Origin of the sequence: Psychrobacter sp. NZS113 (assembly GCF_015864825.1) — a bacterium.
Taxonomy (GTDB): domain Bacteria; phylum Pseudomonadota; class Gammaproteobacteria; order Pseudomonadales; family Moraxellaceae; genus Psychrobacter.
The window spans coordinates 371,300-396,962 of record NZ_JADYWL010000003.1; the positions used below are offsets into that span (position 1 = coordinate 371,300).

Consider the following 25,663-nt stretch of genomic DNA (forward strand, 5'->3'; position numbering starts at 1 on the left):
ATGATTATTAACAATGCAAAACTTCGAGGTAAACAGGGCTTATATAGCATTGAATGCGAAAATGGAAAATTTATAAGCATCATCGAGCAAGATGGCCCAGTCACTCCATTAGAGTCAAGTCTTGATGCAAAAATGAACTTACTGTCCGCTCCCTTTGTTGAACCTCATATTCACCTTGATGCTGTATTTACAGCAGGCGAACCAAACTGGAATATAAGTGGCACTTTGTTTGAAGGAATAGAGCGTTGGGCTGAACGCAAGCCAATGTTAACCAGCGAAGATGTTCAGCGACGAGTATTAAAAGCAGTACAACTATTGATTGAAAATGGTGTTCAACATATTCGGACACATGTTGATATTACCGATCCTGAATTAGTTGCCTTAAAAGCAATAGTCGCTTTAAAAGAAAAACTCAGTGCTTATATTGATTTACAAATAGTTGCATTCCCCCAAGAAGGTATCTTATCCTTTCCTAACGGCAAGGAGCTGATGGAAAAAGCACTTGAAGAAGGTGCTGATGTTATCGGTGGTATTCCTCATTTCGAATACACTAGAGAATATGGGGTTGAGTCGATGCGATGGATCATCGATCTTGCAGAAAAGCATGGGAAACTAGTTGATGTTCATTGTGATGAAATCGACGATGGCGCATCAAGATTTTTAGAGGTATTGGCTACAGCTGCCTTAGAAAAAGGCATCGGAGAACGCGTTACCGCAAGCCATACGACTGCCATGCACTCTTACAACAATGCTTACTGTACTAAATTATTTCGTTTACTAAAAAAATCTAAAATAAACTTCATTGCGCTTCCTACTGAAAATATGCATCTGCAAGGACGATTTGATGGTTATCCAAAAATCCGAGGTATCACACGAGTTAAAGAAATAAGAGATGCTGGAATGAATATATGTTTCGGTCAAGATTCAATACAGGATCCATGGTATACATTAGGTAATGGCAAACTACTTCGTGTGCTAGATTCAGGTATTCACTCATGTCATATGATGGGATATGAAGACCTAGAGACCGCATTGGATTTAATTACAGATAATGGGGCTAAAACGCTTAATATATTTGAAAATTACGGTATAGAAGTGGGCAAGCCTGCAAACTTTATTGTTCTTGAAGGTGGCAATGATCTTGAAGTCATCCAAAAACAAGGCGACGTTTTATATTCTGTAAGAGCGGGAGAGGTACTGGTATCTAGACAGCCTGCTATTCTGAATCAAACTGTGAAGTTAGCTGAATAAATTAACGGTTTTTGAAAGCAATTGAAGTTGCGTTCGAGCCCGCTCTCTTGAACGCAATATTTACCGCCCAGGTTTTGAGTGCACTGCTGATCGCAAAGTTTTTTTCTTAGTGAGGTAGTTATGCTTATGCCTACCAAATTTAGCAAGCCTCAATCTTAAGATTGGGGCTTTTTTTGTTTATAGCATGTGGGCTATTATAAAAAATATATACTCCAATAATCTTATCACCACCATCTATACTATTAACGGCTTTATTTGCTTTGTATTACCTTCCAACTCAGTTAGCTACATACAGACTTGCCATTTTGGCTGCATAACTTGTCGCTCCATTACTTTTGATAAAGTAGAGCCGACAGCTGGAGTGAGCAACCAAGATAAGCCATGGTATAATGCCCTGATAATCGATATTTTATGAAAGGTTTATATTATGGCTCGTACCGCTAGCGCATTACACATTTTAGTAAAACACAAAGAAGTGGCTGAGGACATTATTATCAAGCTCAAAAAAGGTGCTAAGTTTGATGTGCTGGCTAAAAAGCATTCAAATTGCCCATCAGGTAAGAAAGGTGGCAGCTTAGGCGAATTTCAAAAAGGCGACATGGTGCCAGCATTTGATAAAGTCTGCTTCAGCAGTGAACTCTACACCCCGCATTTAGTAAAAACCAAATTTGGCTGGCATGTGGTTAAAGTGCTTTACAGAACATAAGCGTTAGAATTGGGGTTTTGATTGCAATCTAACTAAAATATGTCCTGAACATCATTCAAACCCATATTTCAAATAACTTTATTTAAAATGTCTGTATTTAAAATGACATTAATCTTCTGATTGCTTATCACTTATCAAAACCAATGAACCCGCTATGATATCTATTCATAGCGGGTTCATTGGTTTTACTGTCTTCAACGCTAGGATGTGTTAGCCAAACACTTTTAAGCGACTGTCTACAGATTTAAATGCTTTGTCACCTGCAGGCTGCTCGATCGCACCAAATACCATCTGTGCAACCAACTCCCAGTCCTTATCTACATTCCAAGCGTCGGCAACTTGACTATCAATGATAGGATTGTAATGCTGTAAGTTTGCACCGATATCTAAACTAGATAATGCAGTCCAAATCATATACTGATGCATGCCACTGGTATGTTCAGACCACACTGGGAATTTGTCAGCATATAACGGTGCTGCTTCCTGTAAACCTTTCACCACTGCATGATCTTCAAAGAATAATATGGTACCTGCACCCGCTTTAAAGCTATCGATTTTTTGCTTAGTTGATACAAATTGCTCATCGTCATTGACGATATCACGTAAGGTATCTTCCGTCATCTGCCACAGCTTTTGATGCTCGTCACCGAACAACACGATAACGCGCGTTGACTGTGAGTTGAACGCTGATGGAGTATGCAAAATAGCATGCTCAACCAATTTTACTACTTCATCATTTGATACTGGTAATTGATTGCTTAACGCGTAAATAGAACGGCGTTTTTCTGCTAATTTCTGTAAATCTTGTAAATTTGACATGGTTTTCTCCAGTAGTTTTTATGAATTAAAATTAAATATTGATGCATTGGGATAAATAGTCACTAGCCTTTGAAACCAAGATACCGTACTCCAAGATACCGTATTCAAAGCCTGGTTCTAGGTTCAATCTCGCTATTTAACATTTTGTATGTCACAAATAATGAGCATAGAAAGGTATTAAACAGTTATCGGTACTTCCATGATTAACACTTTGGCGTCTTCTTCGATATCCACTATGAACTGCTGAGCATCCCAAATACCAAGCGCATCTCTAGTATCTAACGTCTTACCATCTACAGTGGCTTTTCCGCTAATGACAAAGAGATAAACCCCATTATTAGCGTCTTTTAACTGATAAGACGCAGTCATGTCTTTCTCAAAGTCGCCCATACTAAACCATGCATTTTGATGGATCCAAACACCTGCATCGTCAGTGTTTGGCGATAGCACTTGGTTGAACTGGTTTGGCTGCATGATATCAGCCATACGCACTTGTTCATAACGTGGCGTCACTCCCATTTCGTTGGGAATTACCCATATTTGTAAAAACTGCACCGCCTCATCAAGACTGTCATTCATTTCACTGTGAGTAATGCCCGTACCTGCTGACATGACCTGTATTTCACCCGTTTCGATAATACCTTTATTACCAATATTGTCACCATGAGCGAGCTTACCCGATAGCGGGATACTGATAATCTCCATATCGCGATGTGAGTGCTTGCCAAAACCTTGACCGCCAATAACAAAATCATCGTTAATAACACGTAGCGCCCCAAAGCCCATACGTTCTGGATTGTAATAATTAGCAAAGCTAAAGGTGTGTTTGCTCTTTAGCCAGCCGTGGTTGGCATTGCCACGAGAGCCCGCTGCATGATATATGGTTTGCATCATTTATCCCTAGTTATTAACTTGTTGATTAAAAAGTTAAATAACGATAAATACTGTTTAGTTAACTTGTTTAAGTGATGGATATATTATAATTGTTGTTCAGCTGCAGATAAACATCGATAATTGCAAATGTAAGTTCTCATTTAAAGAACAATTAAGGGGTGGCTAAAATGGGACAACTAGAAGACATGGCAATGTTTGTACGCATTGTCGAAGCAGGCAGCATTACTAAAGCCGCAGAGCAATTAAATATCGCCAAGTCAGCTGTCAGCCGCCGTCTCAAGGAGTTAGAGACGCGCTTAGGCAGTCAGTTGATCAGCCGAACCACACGTCAATCGAACTTGACGCAAGCAGGTGAGCAGTATTACCAAAGAGTGAGTAATATACTGAATGAGGTTGATGCGCTGAATGAAGCATCCAGTGGTGCGCCGACTCGTATCGAAGGCACATTAAAGATGACCGCACCGTTATCATTTGGCTTGCTTCATCTAAAGGATGTCATTGATGAATACGCCAATCAACATCCCAATCTCAATTTTGAATTGGATTTTTCTGATCGGTATACGGATTTAGTTGAAGAAGGGTTTGAGCTGGCCATTCGTATTGGAGAGATGCAAGATTCTAGCTATCAGGCCAAACGTCTATCATTAATTCGTCATACCCTATGCGCCAGCCCTGAGTATCTAGATAAAATGGGCACACCTAAAACGGTAGAAGATTTAGCAGATCATGAATTTTTGCAATACAGTCTGAGCAAATCTAGCACGATAGAATTGATAGATGAACAAGGCAAAAAACATCAAGTGGAAACTAACTCAAAAATAAAAATAAATAATGGTGATTTTATGCGTGAAATGGCAGTAAAAGGTCATGGCATTATCTTTTTGCCAACCTTTATCGCTTACCAAGCCGTAGCTAGTGGCGAGCTAAGGCCCATCTTGCAACAATATGAGCTACCCACGCTAACTGCCTATGCAGTCTATCCGAAAAACAGATTTTTATCTCAGCGATGCCGCTATTTTATTGATTTTATCGCTGAGCGTTTCGGTGATAATCCCTATTGGGATGAGTGCTAGCCTTTCCAGTTCATCAAGTTAAAGCACAAGAAGCTCAATAAACTTAAAGAAGATAATTCGAATTTTTAGTAACTTCTAACTAAAAAACATCTTGAATATAGGTGAATTCAAATAAGTTCAATCCAAGGAAATCGAGTGCAAGCAAACCGGGTTCAAGTTGTACATTAGTAAGATTAGCGAAGAGGACGATGTAGCGGATTTAACCATACTACAAACTCAATTCAGTATACGCTAAGTTTTCATGATAGTTGTTGATTGAAGAATACAGTTCGGCTCCTGTGATTGACATAAAATCAGATGTATTTTTGAGGCCTCTATTAAGAATGGAATGATGTCAGAATCTGCGTGCTAACTTACATAATTACATAGAGACAGCGTCATTAGCCGCTAACTCGGTAGGCACATCGTCAAAGGTCACAATAGCTATGTCTATACCGCCATTGCCATCCGTTATGGTGTAAGTCACATCTGGCACAACACCTGCGTAACCAACATTTGGCGTGAAGGTTAACGTCCCATCATTCGTCATAGTGATAATGCCAACACTTGGAACCGTCGCTGTGTCATCTGGTTGATAAACCGTGGTATAGCCTTCAATAGTAAACACTTCTACGCTTAATGAATCACTTTCCGAATCCGTGTGACTGCCAAGAACTTTTATCTCAACTGCCCTGTTATGTACAGTCGTCACACTCTGACTATTGGCAGCTTCTAATTGTTTCGAAGCCATAGATACATCATCAAAGATTATAATGCCTTTATCGCAGTCTCCGTGGCCACTTGTCATAGTGTAGGCCACGTCTGGTACAGCGCCTGCGTAACCCTTATTTGGCATGAAGGCTAGCATGCCATCAGCGGTAATTGTGAGCGGGCCATCATTTGGAATCGTCGCCGTGTTATCTGGTTGATAAACCGTAGTATGACCTTCAATCATAAAGTCTTCTACACTCAATAAATCTCTGTCTACATCAGTCTCATTGCGAGCCATGTCTGACCTATGGCCTACAGTCGTCACGCTGTTATTACGAACAAATGGAGCACCATCCTCAAAATTATTTCTATTGCTATAACAGCTATCAGCGACTAAACCTACTTCCCTAGCCTCAGTTGCTGTAGGCATCCACCAAGGTATCGCTACCGCATTATCTTCTATGCCCTCTAGTCCTTGCCTTTCTGCATTACTTATTGCTAGATATGTTAGAAAATCAAAGGCATCGCCAGTATCCGTTATATAATACTCGCCAATTTCAGTTACTAGCTGTACTTGGTCTAGAATCTGAGTCATGTCATTAGTTTTGACTATAGTATTCATATACTGATTCTCCCTTTTCTTTTTTAAGTCAACTAATACAGATTGAGACATATTTATATTAGACAATCAGCTACGATATCTTATTAAGTTACTTGCATAAGTTATCGTCAGTGCTAATAGTTCTATTGGCGATGGTTAGTAAACAGATGTTTTGTTAAAGTATAGATTATAAGAGACGTATTACTATCTAGTAACCTCTTTACTACAGGTTAACTCGCAAGCGGACAACCTCATATCATATTGACTCGAAATGCAACAAATAATGGAGCAGTCCCAGTAGTAAAGGAGCAACACTACAATTGATACGAGTAGTGTTTGTCGTATTTTTATTGTCACTAAAGTAAGATTTACTACTAAGAAACCCATTAAAAAAGCCACTTAAAGATAGTGGCTTTTTTAATGGGTTTCTTACGCGAGTTTGTTCAATCAAAGCGTATTGGCGTAAATACTGATTCAATCTACTGTCGAATCACTGTTATCCATGTCTTGCTCCAATACCAAAAATGCTTAGATATCATTTTCTGTATGATTTAGCTTGTTACTTTGATACGTTTTCGGTGTTATGCCAAACCAAGTTTTAAAGACTTTGAAAAATTGGCTGTGGGATTTGTAGCCCAATAAATACGCAACGTCCGTTGTTGATATTTTCCTTTCAGTTAAATACAGTTTGGCCAATCGCTTTCTAGTATCCTCTAAAATCTCTTGAAACGTCGTCCCCTCGTCAGTTAGCCTTCTTTGTAACGTACTGACGCTAATATTCATTGAATCTGCGACCTGACTTCGGGTTGGCGAGCTCACACCCATCATTGTATCGATGACTATCTCACAGCGCTGTTTGTAACTAACTTCAGAAAACTGAGTAAACAACATATTAAATAAAGGATTGATATAAAACTTTCTGCCCAGCTCCTCTTCAGCTTTTATCAATAAGCTAGCGGCATCTTTATAATGATCTTTGCATTTTAAGGCATAGACCAAACTTGTTTTATTAGCAGACTCAGCAGGTGCCCCAAAGACTGATTGATAGTACTCCAACTCATAAGCCGTATGACGCTGTGCAATATATAATTTCTTCAGCATACCTGGACAAAACGCTTCTACGATTCGATAGACCAGTACCATAGCACCATCAATTTGATGCTTATTCATCATATCTGGGGCGTTGGAGATAAAATCAAATCGAAGCATTCTTTTCTCTACAGAAAGCTTGAGGGTAATAGACTGTGTAATCAGGGGGAAAAAACGATATACAAGCCGACTGACCAATAGGAAAGGCAGCTCATTACTCACATTGGCAAAAGGCCTTACACATTCGCTAATAGATTTATAAGAAGGTAATGATTCAATATTCACCAAAAAATTTAAGCTTAATCCTAAATAGTTGTCTTGCAAGGTACTACATAAATCGTTTACTTCTTTCATAACAGCTGACATAGGTACTCTGTCACCGTCGTAGCTGTCCATTGATAAAAAAATCTCTGCAATTTTAGGAATGTCTTTTTCACGTTTTTTATCAAACAAGTACAATGTCATTGCTTCTCTTATGGCAAACATCATACTTTTATGAGTACTGTATTCAGCTTCTATCATTTTTGACTCAGTTACGATTGACTATATTCAATCTATCTTTTGACGAGACTAAGGCCAATGTTATTTGGACCATAGATTCCTGAAACATATAATTGTATTGATTTTCTTTGTTACTACAGACCTCTACTTTCAACAACTTTAGTTATCTAGCATATCGCCGTTTTGGTTCCTCAACAAACTATAAAATCAGCTAATAACTGAGGATTTTTCTTTATGTACTGGCCTTTTTTGACGAAAGAATTATCTAGATTTTTACCTGAAAGAACACAGTAAAGTCTAACGCTGACTCATATTACTACACAATAGTCATAAGTTACCTTTAAAAAAACTTATATCTCTGATTGTTATCACGTATTCTACGTAATATTGATAATATCGAATTCATTGGAGCCTATTAGACATTGCACTCTACACCATCTTAATTAACCCCATATAGTCAAGCCGCGATAAGATTGACACAAGGGAGCTAGTACCATATTTGTTTTATATGAGAATCATGATATCTCAACCGATTGATAACACTAATAACCAGTCATCATTTTTTAGGCCAATTATATGACCCCTTTATATACTGCATTAGCTGTACTGGTTACCTTTATTTGGGGTGTGAACTTTACCTTTATTGCATGGGGGCTCGACAGCTTTCCTCCACTGATGCTCACTGCCCTACGTTTTTTCTTTACGGCTGTGCCCCTGGTCTTTTTTCTTAAGCCGCCTAAGTTCAACCGCACACTATTTATCTATGCCATCGGTACGTTTGTTATGCAGTATGCTTTTGTATTTACCGCGATGCATTTGGGTGCATCGGCAGGATTGACGGCACTATTGCTACAGATTCAGATTTTTATCACCGTATTGCTTGCATACTTTATATTGGGTGAGGCAGTAAATCGCATGCAAATCATCGGTATGATAGTTGGCGTACTAGGCTTGGGTGTGATTGCGCTAAACCTTGGCGGTGATATGCCTTTGGCTGGATTTGTCTGTATTTTGATTGCGGCAATAGGTTGGAGTTTTGGTAATATCGCATCAAAGCAAGCATCAGCACAAGCGACCTTAAAAGCCGCACAGCAGGAATCAAGTGCTTCTATTGTGTCGCCTGCCACTGGCAAAAACAAAGCCTCTGCTTTGTCTGCGTTAGCACTAGTGGTATGGGGCGGTTTAATTGCTTGTGTGATTTTAACCTTATCTTCTCTCATATTTGAGACCGAGGCATGGCAGTTGGCGACGTTTACAGAGGCATCGCTCAAGTCATGGTTATCGCTTGGATTTATCGTATATATCTCAACCTTGATTGGTTTTGGACTGTGGGCACATCTGCTTAGCCAAAACACGGCCTCTAAGGTGATGCCGTTTGCTCTATTAGTGCCCGTATTCGGTATGACTACGTCAGTGCTGCTCACAGGGGAAGTAGTGACATGGTGGAAGATGCTGGCGATGATATTGATCTTGTCAGGTTTGTTATTGGCAAATATGAAGCTGACAAAAAAGCCTAAATCAGCATAATATTATTGGCTTATATTCCTATCAAACAGCATAGATTACTATTTATCATTTATCATCCGCAGAAAACAGAAAAGCGAATTTGATAAAGTATTTTTATCAAACTCGCTTAAATGACTTGCTTACTAGCGTTATGAGGGCATGTGCTCATTTTAGACATGTCGATGAAAATGAGATGAGAACACGCCTTAACCACTAAATAATATTAATCTCATAACTGAACTTCTCTGCCATCCCGTACGACTCTCGGTACTCAATGGGAACCCCTTCTAAGTTCTTGGCAATACGGCATACCTTGACTAAGTTTTCTTGCTTAGTATTTTGTAGATAGGGATCTACATGATTAGTTATAAAGAATAAGGTCTCTACAGCAGACGATACAAATTGACCGCACTCTGTGTAATAAAAAGGGTAGAGAAGATTCTCAAACTCTTCTGGCTCTAAATTTACAAAGGCGGAGTAGCGACTTTCAGGCAACCAAATTCTTTCACTCAGCATAACCTTGTCTTCGACAATACGCACACGCTCTATATAAATCAGTGCTTTATTTTTACCAATATTTAATTTTTTATTGATGGTGTCAACAGCGTCTATCACCATCACTTTTTCAACAACTCCAGTTGGGGTGACGTAACAAGCATCCTGATCACGAAATTTAAAAAACCTCAATAATGAACTTTCGAAATTTGGGCGCTTTAAGAAAGTACCTCTACCTTGTTGCTTCATTAAAATACCATCTTCTACCAGCTTTTCGACTGCTTTACGGACGGTTCCTACCGATACTTGATACTTATCTGCAAACTCTTGCTCAGTAGGTAATGGTGTATTTTCATTCCACTTACTTTCTGTCAATAAATTTAAGATATGCCACCGTACCTGCTCATAGCGCGGCATTTTAAAACCTTTTAGATTATTCAACATTTTTTCACCAAAATAGAAGGGGTTCTGTCTACTACGTTAAACAAAGCTATTATTTTAGATAGCGAAACAAACCTGACCACACTAGCTCAAATATCAAGAAAGTTTTATATCCATCCATTTAATATTGAAGCTTATCCATATTCTTATGGTCAATATCATCTATGATATGTCATCATTTAGATTATATGGCTTTAAATAAAATAAATACCGCGAACCAGTAAGTCACCCTAAATATAAACATATTGATAAGATTTCTAACAATATTTGGCAGAATTTAGCCACTTTAAGACCACTAAGTAATTAAATTTGCTAATAGATGACGCGCCCTCGTTATTGCTACACTTTTGGCATTATTACCATAGAACCAGACACTTTTTTAGCTTATATGATTCTCTAACTTAGCAAGTTATTTGTCAATGTTATCTTAGCGTACTTTACTCTATAACAATTTGGGCATCTTTGATATTCACAAAGTTACGCTCAAGGAGCAGCCATGACTCTATATATTATAGCTGCCATCGTAATATCTATTGCGTTGGGCTACATAACCAAAATTAATATTGGCCTATTTGCCATCGTGTTTTCATACCTTATCGGTTGTTTTGGAATGGAACTCAGTGCTTATGAGGTTATTGAGCTATGGCCTCTCAAAATTTTCTTTGTTATTTTCGCGGTCACTCTATTCTATAATTTCCCCCTCGCTAATGGCGCATTAGAAAAACTATGCAGTCATTTAATCTATAAGTGTCGGCATTTCCCCGCTTTACTACCGTTGGTTATTTTCTTTGTCGCCACCATTGTTGCAGGCTTAGGCGCTGGTTATTACACTGTCCTCGCCACAATGGCACCAATGATTTTATTATTGGCCAAAAGAACCAACTTAAATATCATTATTGCTACCTTATCAGTAAACTATGGTGCCTTAGCCGGTGCTAACTTCGTCACCTCACAAAGTGGCGTCATTTTCAGAGAACTTATGCGCGGAGCAGGTGTAGCCAACGATAATACCTTTACCTATGCTTTAGGGATCTTTACTGCGACCTTTTTAATGCCGATTGTTGTGTTAGGTATTTATAGCATTATCAATGCTAAAAATAGCAGGATAGCGATTCAAACAGTGATGCCGGAGCCTTTAGATAGTAAACAAAAAAAATCTATCATGCTGATTTTTATCATGATGGCTGTTGTACTGATTGTACCCATTTTGAATTTATTAATACCAAATGTAGAAACCATTCAGTTTTTAAATGCTCGGATTGATATTGGTTTTATCGCTCTTTTTTTCGCGTTGGTTAGCTTGATATTGAAGTTAGGCGATGAAAAAGTCGTCATTGCGTTAATACCTTGGAATACCCTCATTATGATTTGTGGCGTCGGTATGCTGATTAGCCTCGGAGTGGAGATAGGCGTTGTTTACGAGCTGACAGAATGGCTAAGTACAAACGTACCTATTTGGATGATACCGATTTTGGTATTTATCATTAGCGCGATTATGTCTGTATTTGCTAGCACACTTGGGGTCGTCGCCCCGACTTTATTCCCTATGGTGCCTGCCCTAGCCGTTGCTTCTGGGCTAAACCCTTTATTATTATTTATTTGTATTGTGATGGGTGCTCAAAGCTCATCGATTTCCCCTTTCTCATCTGGAGGCAGTCTAATATTAGGCGCTTCTCAAGTACACATAGACAAAAACCAGCTTTTAAATACTTTATTATTTAAGGCGGTACCCCTAGGTATCGTTGTAGGATTGCTAGCCATTTTTGTTATCCAGCTTTTATTTTGATGATTATTAAGAAAAGAGGTTTATATGGATTACATAGATGCCCATGCACATGTATTTTCACAGCATGATACTTTTCCAGCGGCAGCGCGCTATCGGCCCGATTATACCGCCAGTGTGGAGAGTTATATAGAGCAGCTTGATGAGCATGGCTTTAGCAAAGGAGTATTAGTTCAGCCTAGCTTTTTAGGCACTGATAACCGCTATCTGTTAGCCGCTCTCTCAAAATATCCCACACGTCTTAGAGGCATTGCTGTGTTGGCTAACACCACAGATGCTACTACTTTAGAGGCACTTGATAAACGAGGAGTTATAGGCATACGGATTAACCTATTCGGTGTGGTCTGCCCTGACTTGACTGACCCGCAGTGGAAGGTTTTTTTAACCCATTTAGCCAATATCAATTGGCAGGTAGAGATTCAGGCACCTCCTATATATTTGATCCAGTTGTTACCAGTGTTAAAACAATATCGCATCGACATTGTAATTGATCATTTTGGTCGATTTAATCCTACCAAAGGTGTCCAAGATAAGGACTATTTTAAGCTTTTAGACATGCTTGACCCCGACCAACACTGGATAAAAGTATCGGGGTATTATCGGCTAGGAAGCAACCTTGGCATCCAAAATGCCAAAGATGCCTTCAAGCTACTGATGGCACGTCATATGAAAGACCGTCTCATTTGGGGAAGTGACTGGCCACATACGCAAAATGAACATCAGGTAAATTTTACCAAAGCCCTAACCACTTTTAAGCACATCATCAATGATGATGCATTGGAAACACAAATATTAACGACCAACAATATCTCTTTATTCAACTTCTAATGTAACCATCACTTAAAATAATATACCTCTCTTGTTCTTTATCAAATGTGCTAAATAATTTCTTTATTCTCATCTTACCTATCGACGTTGCAGTATGTGACATTATCATTGCCATATTTTAGCGCGCACGGCCCCCATTTTATTTTTCAGTCATTTCCATGCTTATTTTTGAAAAAACTACCAGTCGCAACCGATAAAATTCTTAGCACACCCTTTATTCTGTCTGCCATTACAGGCCTTCTCGTATTATTAATCAAAATATCTTTCTGTTTTTAGGGTGGTCAGATAAAAAATAGCATTCATACATACATACATATGTTTCTTGTATTTATCAGAACATTCTGTTACTTTTGCACAACGATGAAAGCTCTATCACTATAAAATTTATGTATCTGAGTCAATTCAGCATTAAATTTACATTTGATAACTGTCTCGCCTTAATTAAAATCTCGTCGCTATCTAGTCGACAAAACACACAAGGAGTGTCGTGTGAACAAACTATCCTATTTGGCTCTTGGCCTTTCTGCACTAGCCCTTACTGCATGTAATAAGTCTGATACAACAGCATCTGATGCCAGCTATGACTCCCCTTCACGTCCAGAATGTATCGCCCCAGCAAAACCAGGCGGCGGCTTTGACTTGACTTGTAAACTTGCTCAAGCTGGCCTCAGAGATACTGGCCTATTAGAAGATCCGATGCGAGTCACTTATATGCCAGGCGGCGTCGGTGCTGTTGCTTATAACAAAATCGTTGCTAATGATCGTGCTAATAACGATGCAATCATTGCCTTCTCTACTGGCTCTATCCTCAACTTATCGCAAGGTAAATTTGGTAAATTCACTGAAAAAGATGTGAAATGGCTAGCAGGCGTTGGTACCGATTATGGTGCTATCGCTGTCAATGCCGAATCTCCTATCAAAGATTTGGCAGGATTGGTCGCTGAGCTGAAGTCAAATCCAAAAGCAATTAGTTTTGCAGCTGGTGGTAGTGTTGGTGGTCAGGACTGGATGCAGACGGCGATTTTAGCCAAAGCGGTTGGTGTTAATCCTAGTGACATGACTTATGTTGCGATGGAAGGTGGCGGCGAGGCGATCACAGCGGTAATGGGTAACCATGTTACTGTCGTGAGCGCTGGTATTGCTGAGATCATGCCACAAGCCAATGCTGGAAAATTACGTGTATTAGCCGTATTTGCAGATGACAGATTGGGTGGCACTATGGCCGATATCCCAACTGCCAAAGAGCAAGGCTATGACGTCACTTGGCCAGTTGTTCGCGGATACTATATGGGTCCAGATGTTAGTCCTGCAGCCTATGACTGGTGGAAAGGAACATTTGACAAAATGCTTGCTGATCCAAAATTTGCTGAAATACGTGAGCAGCAAGAATTACTACCATTCTCTATGACTGGAGAAGAGCTACAAGCGTACGTTTATAAGCGTACTGGTGAGCTACGTGAGTTGTCTGCTGAGTACGGTCTTGTTGATGCTGCAGCTAAGTAGCATTACTCAGATCATATCCCCTTAATGGTTGAATACTGATCTTTATAGTATTTATCGAAGGTTGACAGATGAGGCATCTCTCAACCTTCTTATTTTGGAATTTAAGGAATACTTCTATGACAATGGAACGTGCATTCTCTGGGCTGATGGCACTGGTTAGTTTGTTCTTAATATACTTAGCCATTGGGTATGTAGCCCCTATCGCCTATGATCCAATCGGTCCTCGCCCTTATCCTATCTTAATCTTTTCATTGCTGGCATTTGGGGCTTTAGTCGTCACTTTTCGTCCAGCAAGTTTTACTAAGCCTATCGATTTGGCGCTGACTAAACCTATCATTAGAAACTTGATACTTTGTGCGCTAGCCTTATTGGTCTATGCTCTTATTTTTGAAGTACTAGGTTTTATTTTTGCCACTATTCTGATGTCTTTTGCGGTAGGTTTACTGTTTGCAGGTAACCCTCTAAAAAGCTTTATCTTTTCAGTGTTAATCAGTATTGGCTTATACGTTTTATTTGACATACTTTTAGACGTCAAATTACCACTTGGATTGTTATCAGGGATAATGGGATAGCCAATATGGATACTTTTGATTTTTTGATGCATGGCTTCGCCATTGCATCCACGCCAAAAAACTTATTGATTGCACTTATCGGTGCTTTTTTGGGCACGATTGTAGGCATGTTGCCCGGACTCGGTCCAATCAACGGTGTGGCGATTTTACTACCATTCGCCTTTGCACTTGGTTTACCACCAGAGAGTGCGCTCATTTTGTTAGCAGCCGTTTATCTCGGGTGTGAGTATGGTGGTCGTATTTCTGCTATTCTCATCAATGTACCCGGTGATGCTGGTGCTATTATGACAACCTTGGATGGCTATCCATTAGCAAAACAAGGCAAGGCTGGTATTGCACTATCTTTATCTGCTGTTAGCTCATTCGTTGGTGCGACTATTGCTACCATCGGTGTGGTGCTATTTGCTCCTTTACTCGCCAAATGGGCAATCTCATTTGGACCTGCTGAATACTTTGTACTGATGGTATTTGCTATCACCTGTTTAAGTGGACTAGTTGGTGACCAACCCGTTAAAACCGGTATTGCAGCGTTAATTGGTCTTGGTCTTGCGACCGTGGGCGTTGATGCGGTTACGGGTATTTATCGATTTACTTTCGATTCTGTTAATCTGTCTGATGGTATCCAGTTTACGACTATCGTTATTGGTTTTTTCAGTGTCAGTGAGATTTTAATATTACTAGAAAAAACAACAACTGGGCATAAGGTTATTGCTCAAGGCAAGCGCACTTTACTGAATTTTAAAGAGTTTACCTTTGCCTTTGGCGCCATGCTACGTAGTGGATTAATGGGTTTTGTTGTTGGTATTTTGCCTGGTGCAGGCGCGACTATTGCGAGTGCGATGACTTATGCTAGTGAGCGTAAAATCGCTGGTGATACTGGCACCTTTGGTGACGGCGATCTTCGCGGTGTTGCTTCACCAGAGGCAGCAAACAATGCCTCAGCTTGTGGTTCGTTTGTGCCAATGTTGACTTTAGGTGTGCCAGGTTCTGGTACGACAGCTGTCATGATGGGTGCATTGACCTTATATAACATCACACCAGGTCCGCAGTTGTTTACTGAGCAGCCTGATATCGTTTGGGGTCTGATTGCCTCGCTATTCATCTGTAACGTTATTTTGTTAGTCATGAATATTCCGTTGGTTGGTCTATTTGCCAAGCTGCTTGATGTACCAAACTATATCTTAATACCAGCAATCGCTGCTGTCAGTTTTGTTGGGGTTTATTCAATCCATAGCACCACATTTGACTTAGTATTTATGGTCGCACTGGGTGTCTTTGGTTATTTCTTACGTAAATTAAACTTCCCATTATCCGCACTTATCTTAGGTTATGTACTGGGTGAATTAATGGAGTCTAATTTGAGACGCGCTCTGTCCATCTCCCAGGGAGACTTGGGTATCTTATGGAGCAGCCCTATTACTGTCGTTCTATGGTTATTGGCTATCTTAATGGTATTCATGCCTATAATACGCAGCGTATATCGTAAGCGTTATAAAAAGACTGCTATTTAGTTTTCAGCCAGTCTGCTCTCTAAATGCTATTTCTACGGTGGTCATACTCTATGTGTGACCACCGTTTTTTTAGGATATAGTCAAGCTTTTATCAATCGTCCAAAATGCGTTATGCCTCCCTACTTGATGTCACTTATGAAATAGGATTTTATAGTGCTCTTTGTTTTAGATTTACTGCAAACCATTCCAACTTGGCACTTAGCAGGTTTGTTTGTCGCTGGCATGGTCGCTTTTATTATCTCCACTATATCCGGTGGTGGCGGTGCGATGCTACTGATACCAGTCACCTCTTCGATGATAGGGACAGCGGTTGCACCACCTGTGATCAACGTGGCTACCTTTATGAGCAATGCCTCGCGGCTCTATTTATTCTGGCATGATATTGATTGGTCATTGACTAAATACTATGTCCCAAGCGCTATCGTAGGTGCATGGCTAGCCGCATTGGTGTTTAGTCGTTTGGATGCAGGCTGGATTCAGTTATTGGTTGGTGCATTTTTAGTCTCGACTATTTTCCAATACAAGTTTGGTAAAGTAAGTAAAACATTTGATATGCCAAAAGTAGGTTTTGTACCTGTAGGCTTTGCCATTGCTTTTATGAGCACATTGGTGGGTGGTCTCGGCCCTATTCTTAACCCTTTTTATATGAATGCTGGACTAGAAAAAGAAAGCCTTATTGCGACCAAAACGGCCAATTCTTTCTTTGTAGGTATTGTACAAATCGTCAGCTACACCTTTTTTGGAATACTCACCGTCAAGATATGGGTGTATGGTCTAGTATTAGGACTGGGCGCCGTGATTGGCAATATCATTGGCAAACGCTTTTTGGCAGGAATCAGTATTAGCCAGTTTAGAATCATGCTGCTGATACTCATGGTCATCAGTGGCTTAATAATGATAATAAGAAATATTGATGTGCTGTTCTAGAGACTCCTCCATTCTACGCCATAACTATCCACAGTACGTTTGCATAAACAATGATAGTATTTTCACCTCATATATCTTTACCAATGGAGTCGCTACACATAGTGTCTTTGTTGGCTACATGCCTACTGGTTATCCCTGAGCAATGCTATCAAAACCAACGCAGATAGTTTTAATCGAACAGACTGACGATATCAGTAAAATAACATCTTCCTTAGCGTTTTTTCGAATCTGCTTATGCCTACCAAATTTAAAAAGCCCCAATCTTAAGACTGAGGCTTTTTTTCGTCCGTTAAACACGGGTTGCGGCGGAAAACATCTGCTTTTATTAATCTCTAATCATAATTATTCAATCAAGGTTAAGTTACTTGAAAAAGCGACGATGACCAAAACGCAACTAACTCTTAAAATCTATTAAAATTAAAACCCTCTTTTTGATCCCTACTATTTGCTAAAAAGTCGGAAACAACTGGTTTGAGTGACAAGTACTAGAATAGCTAAAACTTATAAGTTACCTTGCCTGACACAGTGAGTGGTGTACCATAATAAACTTGGCTAAAGTTAACACTGTCTACATACTGCTCATCAAACAAATTTTCAACATTGAGTTGTAGTGCTAGTTTTTCGTTTACAGCATAACGCGCCATCAAATCAACCAAGGCTACGGCATCTTGCTGGTATTTTTCTTGTAGACCACTTGCGGGATTGGTTAACAAGCTATAACGTTCATCAGACCAACTAACACCGCCACCCACGGTCAATCCAGAAACCCAGTTAGACATATCATAGGTAGTGAATAGCTTGAACACTCTGTCAGGATAGCCACTATTGACCGTAACATTATCCTTATCTTCAGCCGTAAACTGAGTATATCCAATGCTTGTCTGCCATTCCGGTGTTATTTTTCCAGTCACCTCAACATCGATACCTGTACTGGTTGCTCCTTCAGCACCAACATAAGCTTGTGTTGGGATATCGACACCAGACACCATATTGTCACCATCTGCTTGAGCTAGATTGTCTTGCTTGATACGAAAGACGCTAAATTGACCTTGTATCGTACCCGCATCATTACTACTCTTTATGCCTAGCTCATAGTTATCACCATCAATAGGGTCTAAATAATCATTATTCACATCCACTTCTGTTTGCGGTTTAAAAATACTAGTGTAACTGGCAAATAACGTATGATTGTCATCAATGTCATAAGTAGCACCAACATAAGGTACCCAGATAGCGTCATGTGACACATCAATATCTGTACCAAAATTCACACCTTCGCTTTCGTAGTCAGTAACTCGTGATCCTAAAATAACGGCTAAAGGCTCGCTCAATTGGAATCGGCCTGAACCAAATATACTTGTCTCTTTAGTCGTGAGCTCGGTAGACAGACTCTTATCACTCCATACTGGTTCCGAATAACTACCATCCCAACTGAAAAAATCACCGATAGCACCAAAGTTAGGAGTAGCGGTATAACTGTAGGCGGTCAAATCGTTTTTATTATAGCTAGCGCCGAAACGTACCTCGTGTGTTTGGCCAAAAGCATCAAAATAACCATCGACACTCGCCTGTACATTGTCTTGATTACGCTCACTCTCAAAACGTCCGTTGTATGCTGACAGACCCAGACCCGTCTCTTTGTCTATCGTGTTTCCTGATAGATAAAACAGCTTGTCATTAGACTCGTTTTCGCTACGACTACCTTTCAACTCAAGTCGCCAATCATCATTCAAGTCATGAGTCACAGAACCAAAATAACTGCGGTTGGTGCTATTCCATTTCACCCAATCAACACTGCCGTTTTTACTCACATCCCAAGAAGCCTTGTTACCATCGCTAAAATAAGCCGGTAACGATCCCCACATGGTTGAGTTTTGTACATTATCTTGATATGAAGCACCGACACTTATCGTAGTATCATCACTAATATCCGCATCGATCACGCCATAAAACAGTCCAAGCTGTTTATCTTCTCGATCGACATAAGTATCACCATTCTGATACTCAGTGATAAAGCGACCGCGCACATCACCGTCAGCTGTCAGTGGTGTGCTGGCATCTATCGTCGTCCCATATTTACCATAGTTGTCTGCAGTCGCGCTAATAGTCGCAGTCGGCTCACGACTGTCAGCGTGCTTTCTCACTAAGTTAATTGATGCAGAAGGTTGACCTGATCCAGCCGTCAGCCCTGCAGCACCGCGTACCACTTCGACTCGATCGTAAATGGCAGTGCTCGCCAAGTCCTCACCATTTGACCACTGCGCATAGAAATCAACATCTTGACCATCAATACGATACTGATCAATATCAAAGCCTCTTGCTGATGCACCACTACGCCCACCATCAAAACTTGCTGCACTAATACCAGGAGTATTGCGAAGGACATCAGATACTGTTTCTAACTTTTGGTCTTCAATTTGCTGATTGGTGATGGTCGTTACTGATTGTGGGGTTTCTTTAGCCGTTAGCGTCAATCCTGTTGCAGTTGATTGACGGTCATAGACATAGTCGTCTGTATCTTCACTATTGCTAATGCTGGATGCCGTCACTACTATCGTATCTAAAGTGGTCGAAGGCACTTCATTCGACGCTTCATCTGCTTCAATATATGCAGACTTGTTATTTACCTGTGTGATAGGTCGCATATTGTCATCGGCTAGTACCGTCTGACTTGCCATGGTGACCATGATAGATATCACTGATAACGATAAAAAATGGTATGGCATTTGAACAGCAGGTGTCGGGGGTTTTGTCATCGTAGTTACTCATGGCAAGTTTAAGAAAGCTGAAATCATTAGTTTTCACTGTAGCAATAATTAGTATCAATTATTAACAATAGAGTATAACTATAAATAGTAATGAAAACAATTATCATTATCTTATGATGATCTATTCCTGAAACTATCACTTTCTACATTTAATACCATTCACAAGCATGAGCATCGTAAGGAAAACGAGTGTACGTACTACAGACTAGAAACTAAATAAATCAGGTTTTGACACAATTAAAAAATCCCCAATATCACTAGTAATAACTAACGATTGGGGATTATTTAATTTGATTTTTAATAAATAAGCGACTACTTAGTAAGCTATTTCTTTTAATGCATTATTTTGATGAAAGCTAGCTTATAAACTACCTATAACACGCCAATACCACTTAACAATAACTGTCCACCAGCTACTAATAATAACAGGCCAAAGGCCCGCTTAAGCATCAAAGCTGGCAATACATGGGCAAGCTTTGCACCAACCTTCGCCATCGCAAAGCTCGCCACTGAAATACATAAGAATCCACTAATATGCACAAATCCTATCGTACCTTCAGGAAGGTTGGCCACGTCTTGACCAAACCATGCAAAGCCTACCGCACCAGCTAAAGCAATCGGTAAACCACAGGCAGCGGAAGTCCCAACTGACTGCTTCATTGGCAAGCCTGCCCAATTTAAAAATGGAACGGTCAAACTACCACCGCCTATACCAAAAATAGACGATGCCATACCAATACCCGTACCCGCCCCAAACTGTACACTAGCAGGTGGTAATGGCTTCTCTACTGACTCTTGGTTAGAGAAGAACAACATTTTTAGCGCCATTAGTAATGCACCAATACCAATGATAATTTGTAGCATCTGACCTTCAATCATATCAGCAATGCCTGCGCCAACCAGACTACCAATAACCAGACCCAAGGCCATATGACGCCAGACCTCCCAACGTATACCGCCACGTTTATTATGAGCCGTTAGTGAGCTGATAGAAGTCACAACAATCGTCGCAAGAGAAGTACCAATCGCTAAATGAGTAATAACTTCAGGAGGAAAATTATACGCCGTAAAAATCCATACGAGTACTGGGACAATAATCATGCCGCCGCCCACACCAAACAAGCCAGCACTGACTCCCGCGAACGCGCCTGCAATAACAAACCACACATACAACATGTAGAGCCTACCTTTTGATTATAATAAGGCGCACATCATCATTATTATTATTGTTTTTATCTGACGGCCTTATTGAAAACATTATAAAAAACCATGTATCAAGCTCTAAACTATAGCCATTAACCATTAGCCATTAACTGTTCTTTTCTATCCACTCTTTTAACCCATCTACATTACGAAAATCATCCCAACTTCTACAAGGCACATGCGGTAGCAAATTATTTACCATTCTGGACAAAGCATTTCCCGGGCCTATCTCTATCACCATACTCGGCTGGTACTCTTCAATACTTTCCATACAGCGGTACCAATCTAAGGCATGATCGATTTGACGTGACAAGATATCTAAACCTTGATTTGTCTCACTGTATCTTACGCCTTCAGTGGCACTAATAATCGGTGTTGTCATAGCGGATAAAGCTAATGAGTCTGTATATTTACGGAATTCTGCTGCTGCACCCTGCATCATTACCGTATGCGATGGCACTGATACATTTAGCAGCTGCACATTTTGCGCACCTAATGTCTGGGCAATTTGTGTAGCCTGTTCAAGATTTCTTTTGTGACCACCTATAATGAACTGGTCTCTATTAATCTTGATAGATAGATAGGTTTTACTCTCTTCAAGCAATTGATCCAGTTTACTATCAGGCACACCTTTGATTGCTAATAACCCGCTAGACTCTGTTACTTCTTGCTGCATGAGATTGGCTCTTTTACTAACTAAATCTAACCCGTCCTCAAATGTGAGCTGGCTACTACAACAAAAGGCACTTGCTTCTCCCAAAGAATACCCAGCAAAAGCCGTTGGTGCTGCAATCAATTGACGTAGCTGGTGCCATCGATAATATTGCAAAGTATAAATGAACGGTTGTGCAACTTTGTTATCAAACAACTTATCACTGTCAAGATTTTCATCGAATAGCTCTGGTACTATAGCGCTTAGAACGGATTGCTCATGCTCCGAGGTATAGGTCAGTATTTCATCCACGTGCTTTTGGCTTTGTAGACCTTGCCCACTAAATAGGATAATTAAATTCATTTTCCACCTTATAAAAAAATATCGTGACGGCCAATAGATCAGCACTGCCACCTGGGCTGAGGTTATTATGAATAAAATACTGATTGATATTACTTACTTTTTGGCGCCAATCTGATTGATGTACGCCCCCTGCTTGCAAAAACTGTTTCGCCAACGCTTGCGCATTTTCTAAGTCTTTTATCCCGCCTCGCCACACGATATTAGTATCTGACAATACGGATATCAATGTCATTAACGACTGCATACTGGCTTTTTCAAAATCTCGAGTGCTATAGATAGTGTCATAGAAGCATGGCAAAACGTCAGTTAAAATAACCTCAAAACCATTAGAAACCATCTCAATAGCACCAGTTATGCCGTATTTCTTAAACATTTTTTGACCGTGGCTATCTGGCTCACGCTGCAGACGAGTCGTTAAATCAAACTGCCACCGATCCACCAGTTGCTCACAGATATTCTTAGCGGTTAGTGGTATTTCTGCTTGTATACATCTACCAATCGCTGCACAGACAAAACCTAAATTAAATATTGCACCCTTATGAGTATTAATATTTTTGGTCGCCTCTCTCATTTTTGCTTCTTGGTAAATTCCCATATTTTTTAAGTCATCGAATGGTCTGTCATCATAGCCAAACTGACTCAACGTGGAAAAATACCCTTTCAAAGAGTTGATACTATTAATAAAGGTAAGGTGGTTCATATCTGTATGGCTACCATTGCTAGACGGACAGACCAATCCTGGTTTATTCTCCAGACTTAATTCATCATATAAAGCTTCACATGCTAATTCATCAATCTGCTGCCAGACTGCCTGTATGGACAATAAAGGCTTGTTTGTTCGATCTAATAAAGTGTTCAAATTCATCAGTATTCCATCCTAGTAATACGTCTATTTTTTGAAGTTTGATATCACAAAGGGTTTTTACTAAAACGGTTGGGACATCAAACATAATGGCGTAGATTAGCTCATTAAAAGATACGTCGTTACATCCATGTAGTCTTATCTCCCCATCTATCTTTAAACCCGCGGCAGATTGCGCAAGCAGGTTAAAGGCTTCCACTTCTAATAATATTTGTGAAATATTATTGCTGTGTGCAACGATTAAAATATCCAAATCTGATGTAGGTTTCACAAAAGGCAAACCCGTAAAGTATTGATTGGCAAAGGAGCCATAGACACGCACATCACAATTTAAATCAGCACAGCGTTCAATAAATTGTTGAGTAGGTCTTTGAATCACTTTCGGTAACTGAGGTATTAAAGCTTCAAGCGCTAAAGGTGGCTTGATAACGTCAGGAGTTGTAGATAGCGTTAGTGCCAATCGATATTTACGACCGTCCTCTATATAGCTGGTCGCAACCTTGATGACATCGTTTATATCTTGTCTACAAGCCGTCAGTGGTTGTTGAGACGCAATCATCTTACCAACCGCCATGGTCACCGATAAAGGTAGAGATGCATTCATAAAGTCATATGGCTCATGGGGCTGTAAGTAAACTAAATCATGACGTTGCATACATCTCACCTCTATAAAGACCTGTTTAATATTAAGCGGTCAAAACCGACTGAACAATATCATTGCATAACAAACGCCCTTTTCTTTCTTCTGCCACTTGCCGGCGATTATCTATAAGAAAATCATCAATATGTGTCAGTTGAGATTCAAGAGCGTTTTCGACCAAATGTTCATCAAGCGCTTTCCATATATCATTGACGGCGCCCATTGCATAGTAGTTCTCTACACCTGGGGCAAAAATGGCAGATGTCTGTGATAAGGACTTCAGCTTATCTAACGGTATCTTAGTTACCCTCGACATCGCATTTAAATCCATCACTTTCACTTGGCTTGATTGCATGGCAAACACTTGATTTGCCATGAGACCATAAGATAAGAACCCACCACTGACTGCCTCACCCAAAACAATAGCCAAATTTGGATGACCGCTGCGTTTAAGCAGATCAACACAAGATGCCAGATGAGCAAACGTTCTATTGAGACATAACAACTCGTCAGCTCTCGATGAGTCTTGTCCCATCGTGTCTACGATAAATACGATAGGCGTTTTTTTACCTTGTGCTATGACATCTAATATCTCATTGGCAAGTGTCATTGCAATCAGTTGGTTCATAGCGGCGGAATCGACGGTACCAACGATTTCAACTTTGCCGATTTTGGTTTCTGCACTACCTCGTATCATTGAATGCTCAATGTGATACTCAAGCTCGTTAGGAAACAATGCTTCTAAAATTGTTTTCGTTTGCATGATATTATCCTTTTTTAATAGCTCTAATCTGTTGAGCGCTCAGCATAGAAATAGATTCAGGGTTGTCTATATTCATCGACTGCCAAATTGGTATACTGTCTTTTTCTCCAAACCATTTATCATACTGGCTTTGCAATGAGGCTTGCTGTTGCTGTAAATACGCTAAGTTCAAATCAATAGCAGGTTGTTGAAGAGCCTCAACAATCCCTTGAGTAATATCAGTTACATCATCTTCTACCAAAAATTCGACATGATTGAGTAAATAACGTGTCTTGCCACCTGTCACTCGCCATACTAAAGCTCTGTCTTTGGAGTCAAATTCTTCTACACCCTTGATAGTTTCAATCACTTCAGGCCCTGAAAGAGCCAGACGCCCCTCCTCTGTCATAATGACATGTGTACTTAAACACGCACATATTCCCATACCACCGAAGGCACCATTTGTACCACCAATGACGGTAATAATAGGAATGCCGGCATTGCGAACCTTTAACATCGCACGCATAATCTCAGAAATCGTAATCAAACCAGCGTTTGCCTCGTGAAGGCGAACACCACCTGAATCAACCAAAAAGATGATGGCTTTGGGCTTTTCTTGAATAGCTTTGAGTAACATGCCGACAATCTTTGCCCCATGTATTTCCCCCACAGCACCACCCATGAACTTGCCTTCTTGAGCAATCATGTATATTGGCTCATCTTGAATTTTTGCCTGCCCAATAATGACACCATCATCGAAACTGCCTACGATATCTAATGAGGCAAGATTAGGACTCACAGGGATGCTACCGGGCTTAAGAACTTCTTGAAAACTATTCTTATCAACAATACTGGCGATACGATTACGTGCCGTCTTTTCATAAAAGCTTTGTTGAATATGTGAATTATCCATGTGATTCTTCCTCTAAGATATTAATCGCTTGGCTTAAGCGTAAACTCACTACTGCAGGAGTCGCGCCCATATCATTGACCTTAAACTCCAATCCGCCTACGGCATAACGACTAGAGAAATCCTGCAACACAGTCTCCCAAATGTGATCAAAGCCTGCGACTGACGTATCAATAATAAATTTACTACTTTCATTATTCGCTAGCGGTGTTACTAATACTTCTAAGTTGCCTGAACCAACCACACCGCAAATAACTTCTTTTTTGATATTTTCGATGGGTTGTGAAGTGAAGTCGAAATTAAGTACATTCATAGTTATATCCTTAGTATTAT

23 protein-coding genes are annotated in these 25,663 nt (G+C 40.1%); 10 read left to right on the top strand and 13 right to left on the bottom strand.

Features of this window, described 5'->3' with window-relative positions:
* Together codA and I6E61_RS06600 are read left to right on the top strand one after the other, a co-directional pair.
* The gene (gene codA, locus I6E61_RS06595; RefSeq protein ID WP_197131818.1) at nt 1-1,251 is read left to right on the top strand and encodes a cytosine deaminase; all 1,251 of its coding nucleotides are present in this window, start codon (nt 1-3) and stop codon (nt 1,249-1,251) included.
* Nucleotides 1,252-1,678: 427 nt separating this feature from the next.
* Complete coding sequence (locus tag I6E61_RS06600; RefSeq protein ID WP_197131821.1) at nt 1,679-1,957, top strand: peptidylprolyl isomerase; 279 nt, start codon at nt 1,679-1,681, stop codon at nt 1,955-1,957.
* 210 nt (nt 1,958-2,167) lie between these two features.
* Here I6E61_RS06600 and I6E61_RS06605 read toward each other — a convergent pair whose 3' ends face one another.
* Together I6E61_RS06605 and I6E61_RS06610 are read right to left on the bottom strand one after the other, a co-directional pair.
* The gene (locus I6E61_RS06605; RefSeq protein WP_197131824.1) at nt 2,168-2,776 is read right to left on the bottom strand and encodes a nitroreductase family protein; all 609 of its coding nucleotides are present in this window, start codon (nt 2,774-2,776) and stop codon (nt 2,168-2,170) included.
* Between the two features lie 177 nt (nt 2,777-2,953).
* Complete coding sequence (locus I6E61_RS06610; protein WP_197131827.1) at nt 2,954-3,667, bottom strand: pirin family protein; 714 nt, start codon at nt 3,665-3,667, stop codon at nt 2,954-2,956.
* 170 nt (nt 3,668-3,837) lie between these two features.
* Between I6E61_RS06610 and I6E61_RS06615 the strand changes: the two genes are divergently transcribed.
* Nucleotides 3,838-4,743 (top strand): LysR family transcriptional regulator, encoded by a 906-nt coding sequence (locus I6E61_RS06615; RefSeq protein WP_197131830.1) that lies wholly within the window; start codon nt 3,838-3,840, stop codon nt 4,741-4,743.
* A gap of 361 nt (nt 4,744-5,104) precedes the next feature.
* On the opposite strand, the gene I6E61_RS06620 is transcribed toward I6E61_RS06615, so the two are convergent.
* Nucleotides 5,105-6,055, bottom strand: coding sequence for an Ig-like domain-containing protein (locus tag I6E61_RS06620; protein ID WP_197131832.1), 951 nt, complete (start codon nt 6,053-6,055; stop codon nt 5,105-5,107).
* A gap of 507 nt (nt 6,056-6,562) precedes the next feature.
* Complete coding sequence (locus I6E61_RS06625; RefSeq protein ID WP_197131835.1) at nt 6,563-7,645, bottom strand: helix-turn-helix transcriptional regulator; 1,083 nt, start codon at nt 7,643-7,645, stop codon at nt 6,563-6,565.
* Nucleotides 7,646-8,200: 555 nt separating this feature from the next.
* On the opposite strand from I6E61_RS06625, the gene I6E61_RS06630 reads away from it, so the two are divergent.
* Nucleotides 8,201-9,151: an EamA family transporter gene (locus tag I6E61_RS06630; protein ID WP_197131838.1), complete on the top strand. Its 951-nt coding sequence runs from the start codon at nt 8,201-8,203 to the stop codon at nt 9,149-9,151.
* 192 nt (nt 9,152-9,343) lie between these two features.
* Here the strand turns inward: I6E61_RS06630 and I6E61_RS06635 are convergent, their stop codons facing one another.
* Entirely contained in the window at nt 9,344-10,069 is a 726-nt protein-coding gene (locus I6E61_RS06635; RefSeq protein ID WP_197131842.1) for a GntR family transcriptional regulator, read from the bottom strand.
* A gap of 493 nt (nt 10,070-10,562) precedes the next feature.
* Here I6E61_RS06635 and I6E61_RS06640 point away from each other — a divergent pair, with 493 nt between their 5' ends.
* The 6 genes from I6E61_RS06640 to I6E61_RS06665 all read left to right on the top strand — a co-directional run bounded on the left by I6E61_RS06640 (nt 10,563) and on the right by I6E61_RS06665 (nt 17,190).
* Entirely contained in the window at nt 10,563-11,852 is a 1,290-nt protein-coding gene (locus I6E61_RS06640) for an SLC13 family permease (protein ID WP_197131845.1), read from the top strand.
* A 24-nt stretch (nt 11,853-11,876) separates the two neighbouring features.
* A complete protein-coding gene (locus tag I6E61_RS06645) occupies nt 11,877-12,677 on the top strand; it encodes an amidohydrolase (RefSeq protein ID WP_197131848.1) in 801 nt (266 codons plus the stop codon).
* 489 nt (nt 12,678-13,166) lie between these two features.
* A complete protein-coding gene (locus I6E61_RS06650) occupies nt 13,167-14,180 on the top strand; it encodes a tripartite tricarboxylate transporter substrate binding protein (RefSeq protein WP_197131850.1) in 1,014 nt (337 codons plus the stop codon).
* Nucleotides 14,181-14,296: 116 nt separating this feature from the next.
* Complete coding sequence (locus I6E61_RS06655; RefSeq protein WP_197131853.1) at nt 14,297-14,752, top strand: tripartite tricarboxylate transporter TctB family protein; 456 nt, start codon at nt 14,297-14,299, stop codon at nt 14,750-14,752.
* A 5-nt stretch (nt 14,753-14,757) separates the two neighbouring features.
* Nucleotides 14,758-16,263, top strand: a complete 1,506-nt coding sequence (locus I6E61_RS06660; protein ID WP_197131856.1) for a tripartite tricarboxylate transporter permease — start codon at nt 14,758-14,760, stop codon at nt 16,261-16,263.
* A 153-nt stretch (nt 16,264-16,416) separates the two neighbouring features.
* Nucleotides 16,417-17,190, top strand: a complete 774-nt coding sequence (locus I6E61_RS06665; RefSeq protein WP_197131858.1) for a sulfite exporter TauE/SafE family protein — start codon at nt 16,417-16,419, stop codon at nt 17,188-17,190.
* Between the two features lie 494 nt (nt 17,191-17,684).
* Here the strand turns inward: I6E61_RS06665 and I6E61_RS06670 are convergent, their stop codons facing one another.
* From I6E61_RS06670 to mdcC, 8 genes are all read right to left on the bottom strand, one after another.
* Nucleotides 17,685-19,946 carry a TonB-dependent siderophore receptor gene (locus tag I6E61_RS06670; protein WP_197131874.1) on the bottom strand — a complete coding sequence of 754 codons (2,262 nt, stop codon included), beginning with the start codon at nt 19,944-19,946 and terminating at the stop codon, nt 17,685-17,687.
* A gap of 384 nt (nt 19,947-20,330) precedes the next feature.
* Nucleotides 20,331-21,134: a sulfite exporter TauE/SafE family protein gene (locus I6E61_RS06675; protein ID WP_197131877.1), complete on the bottom strand. Its 804-nt coding sequence runs from the start codon at nt 21,132-21,134 to the stop codon at nt 20,331-20,333.
* A gap of 133 nt (nt 21,135-21,267) precedes the next feature.
* Nucleotides 21,268-22,176, bottom strand: a complete 909-nt coding sequence (gene mdcH, locus I6E61_RS06680; RefSeq protein ID WP_197131880.1) for a malonate decarboxylase subunit epsilon — start codon at nt 22,174-22,176, stop codon at nt 21,268-21,270.
* Entirely contained in the window at nt 22,154-23,041 is an 888-nt protein-coding gene (gene mdcB, locus I6E61_RS06685) for a triphosphoribosyl-dephospho-CoA synthase MdcB (protein WP_197131882.1), read from the bottom strand. The genes mdcH and mdcB overlap by 23 nt, the downstream gene beginning before the upstream one ends.
* Nucleotides 22,968-23,693 (bottom strand): malonate decarboxylase holo-[acyl-carrier-protein] synthase, encoded by a 726-nt coding sequence (gene mdcG / locus I6E61_RS06690; protein ID WP_197131884.1) that lies wholly within the window; start codon nt 23,691-23,693, stop codon nt 22,968-22,970. Before mdcG ends, mdcB begins: the two co-directional genes overlap by 74 nt.
* 31 nt (nt 23,694-23,724) lie before the next feature.
* Nucleotides 23,725-24,441 carry a biotin-independent malonate decarboxylase subunit gamma gene (mdcE, locus tag I6E61_RS06695; RefSeq protein ID WP_197131886.1) on the bottom strand — a complete coding sequence of 239 codons (717 nt, stop codon included), beginning with the start codon at nt 24,439-24,441 and terminating at the stop codon, nt 23,725-23,727.
* A 4-nt stretch (nt 24,442-24,445) separates the two neighbouring features.
* The gene (locus I6E61_RS06700; protein WP_197131895.1) at nt 24,446-25,333 is read right to left on the bottom strand and encodes a biotin-independent malonate decarboxylase subunit beta; all 888 of its coding nucleotides are present in this window, start codon (nt 25,331-25,333) and stop codon (nt 24,446-24,448) included.
* Nucleotides 25,326-25,643 carry a malonate decarboxylase acyl carrier protein gene (gene mdcC / locus I6E61_RS06705; protein ID WP_197131897.1) on the bottom strand — a complete coding sequence of 106 codons (318 nt, stop codon included), beginning with the start codon at nt 25,641-25,643 and terminating at the stop codon, nt 25,326-25,328. Before mdcC ends, I6E61_RS06700 begins: the two co-directional genes overlap by 8 nt.
* Nucleotides 25,644-25,663: the final 20 nt, after the last annotated feature.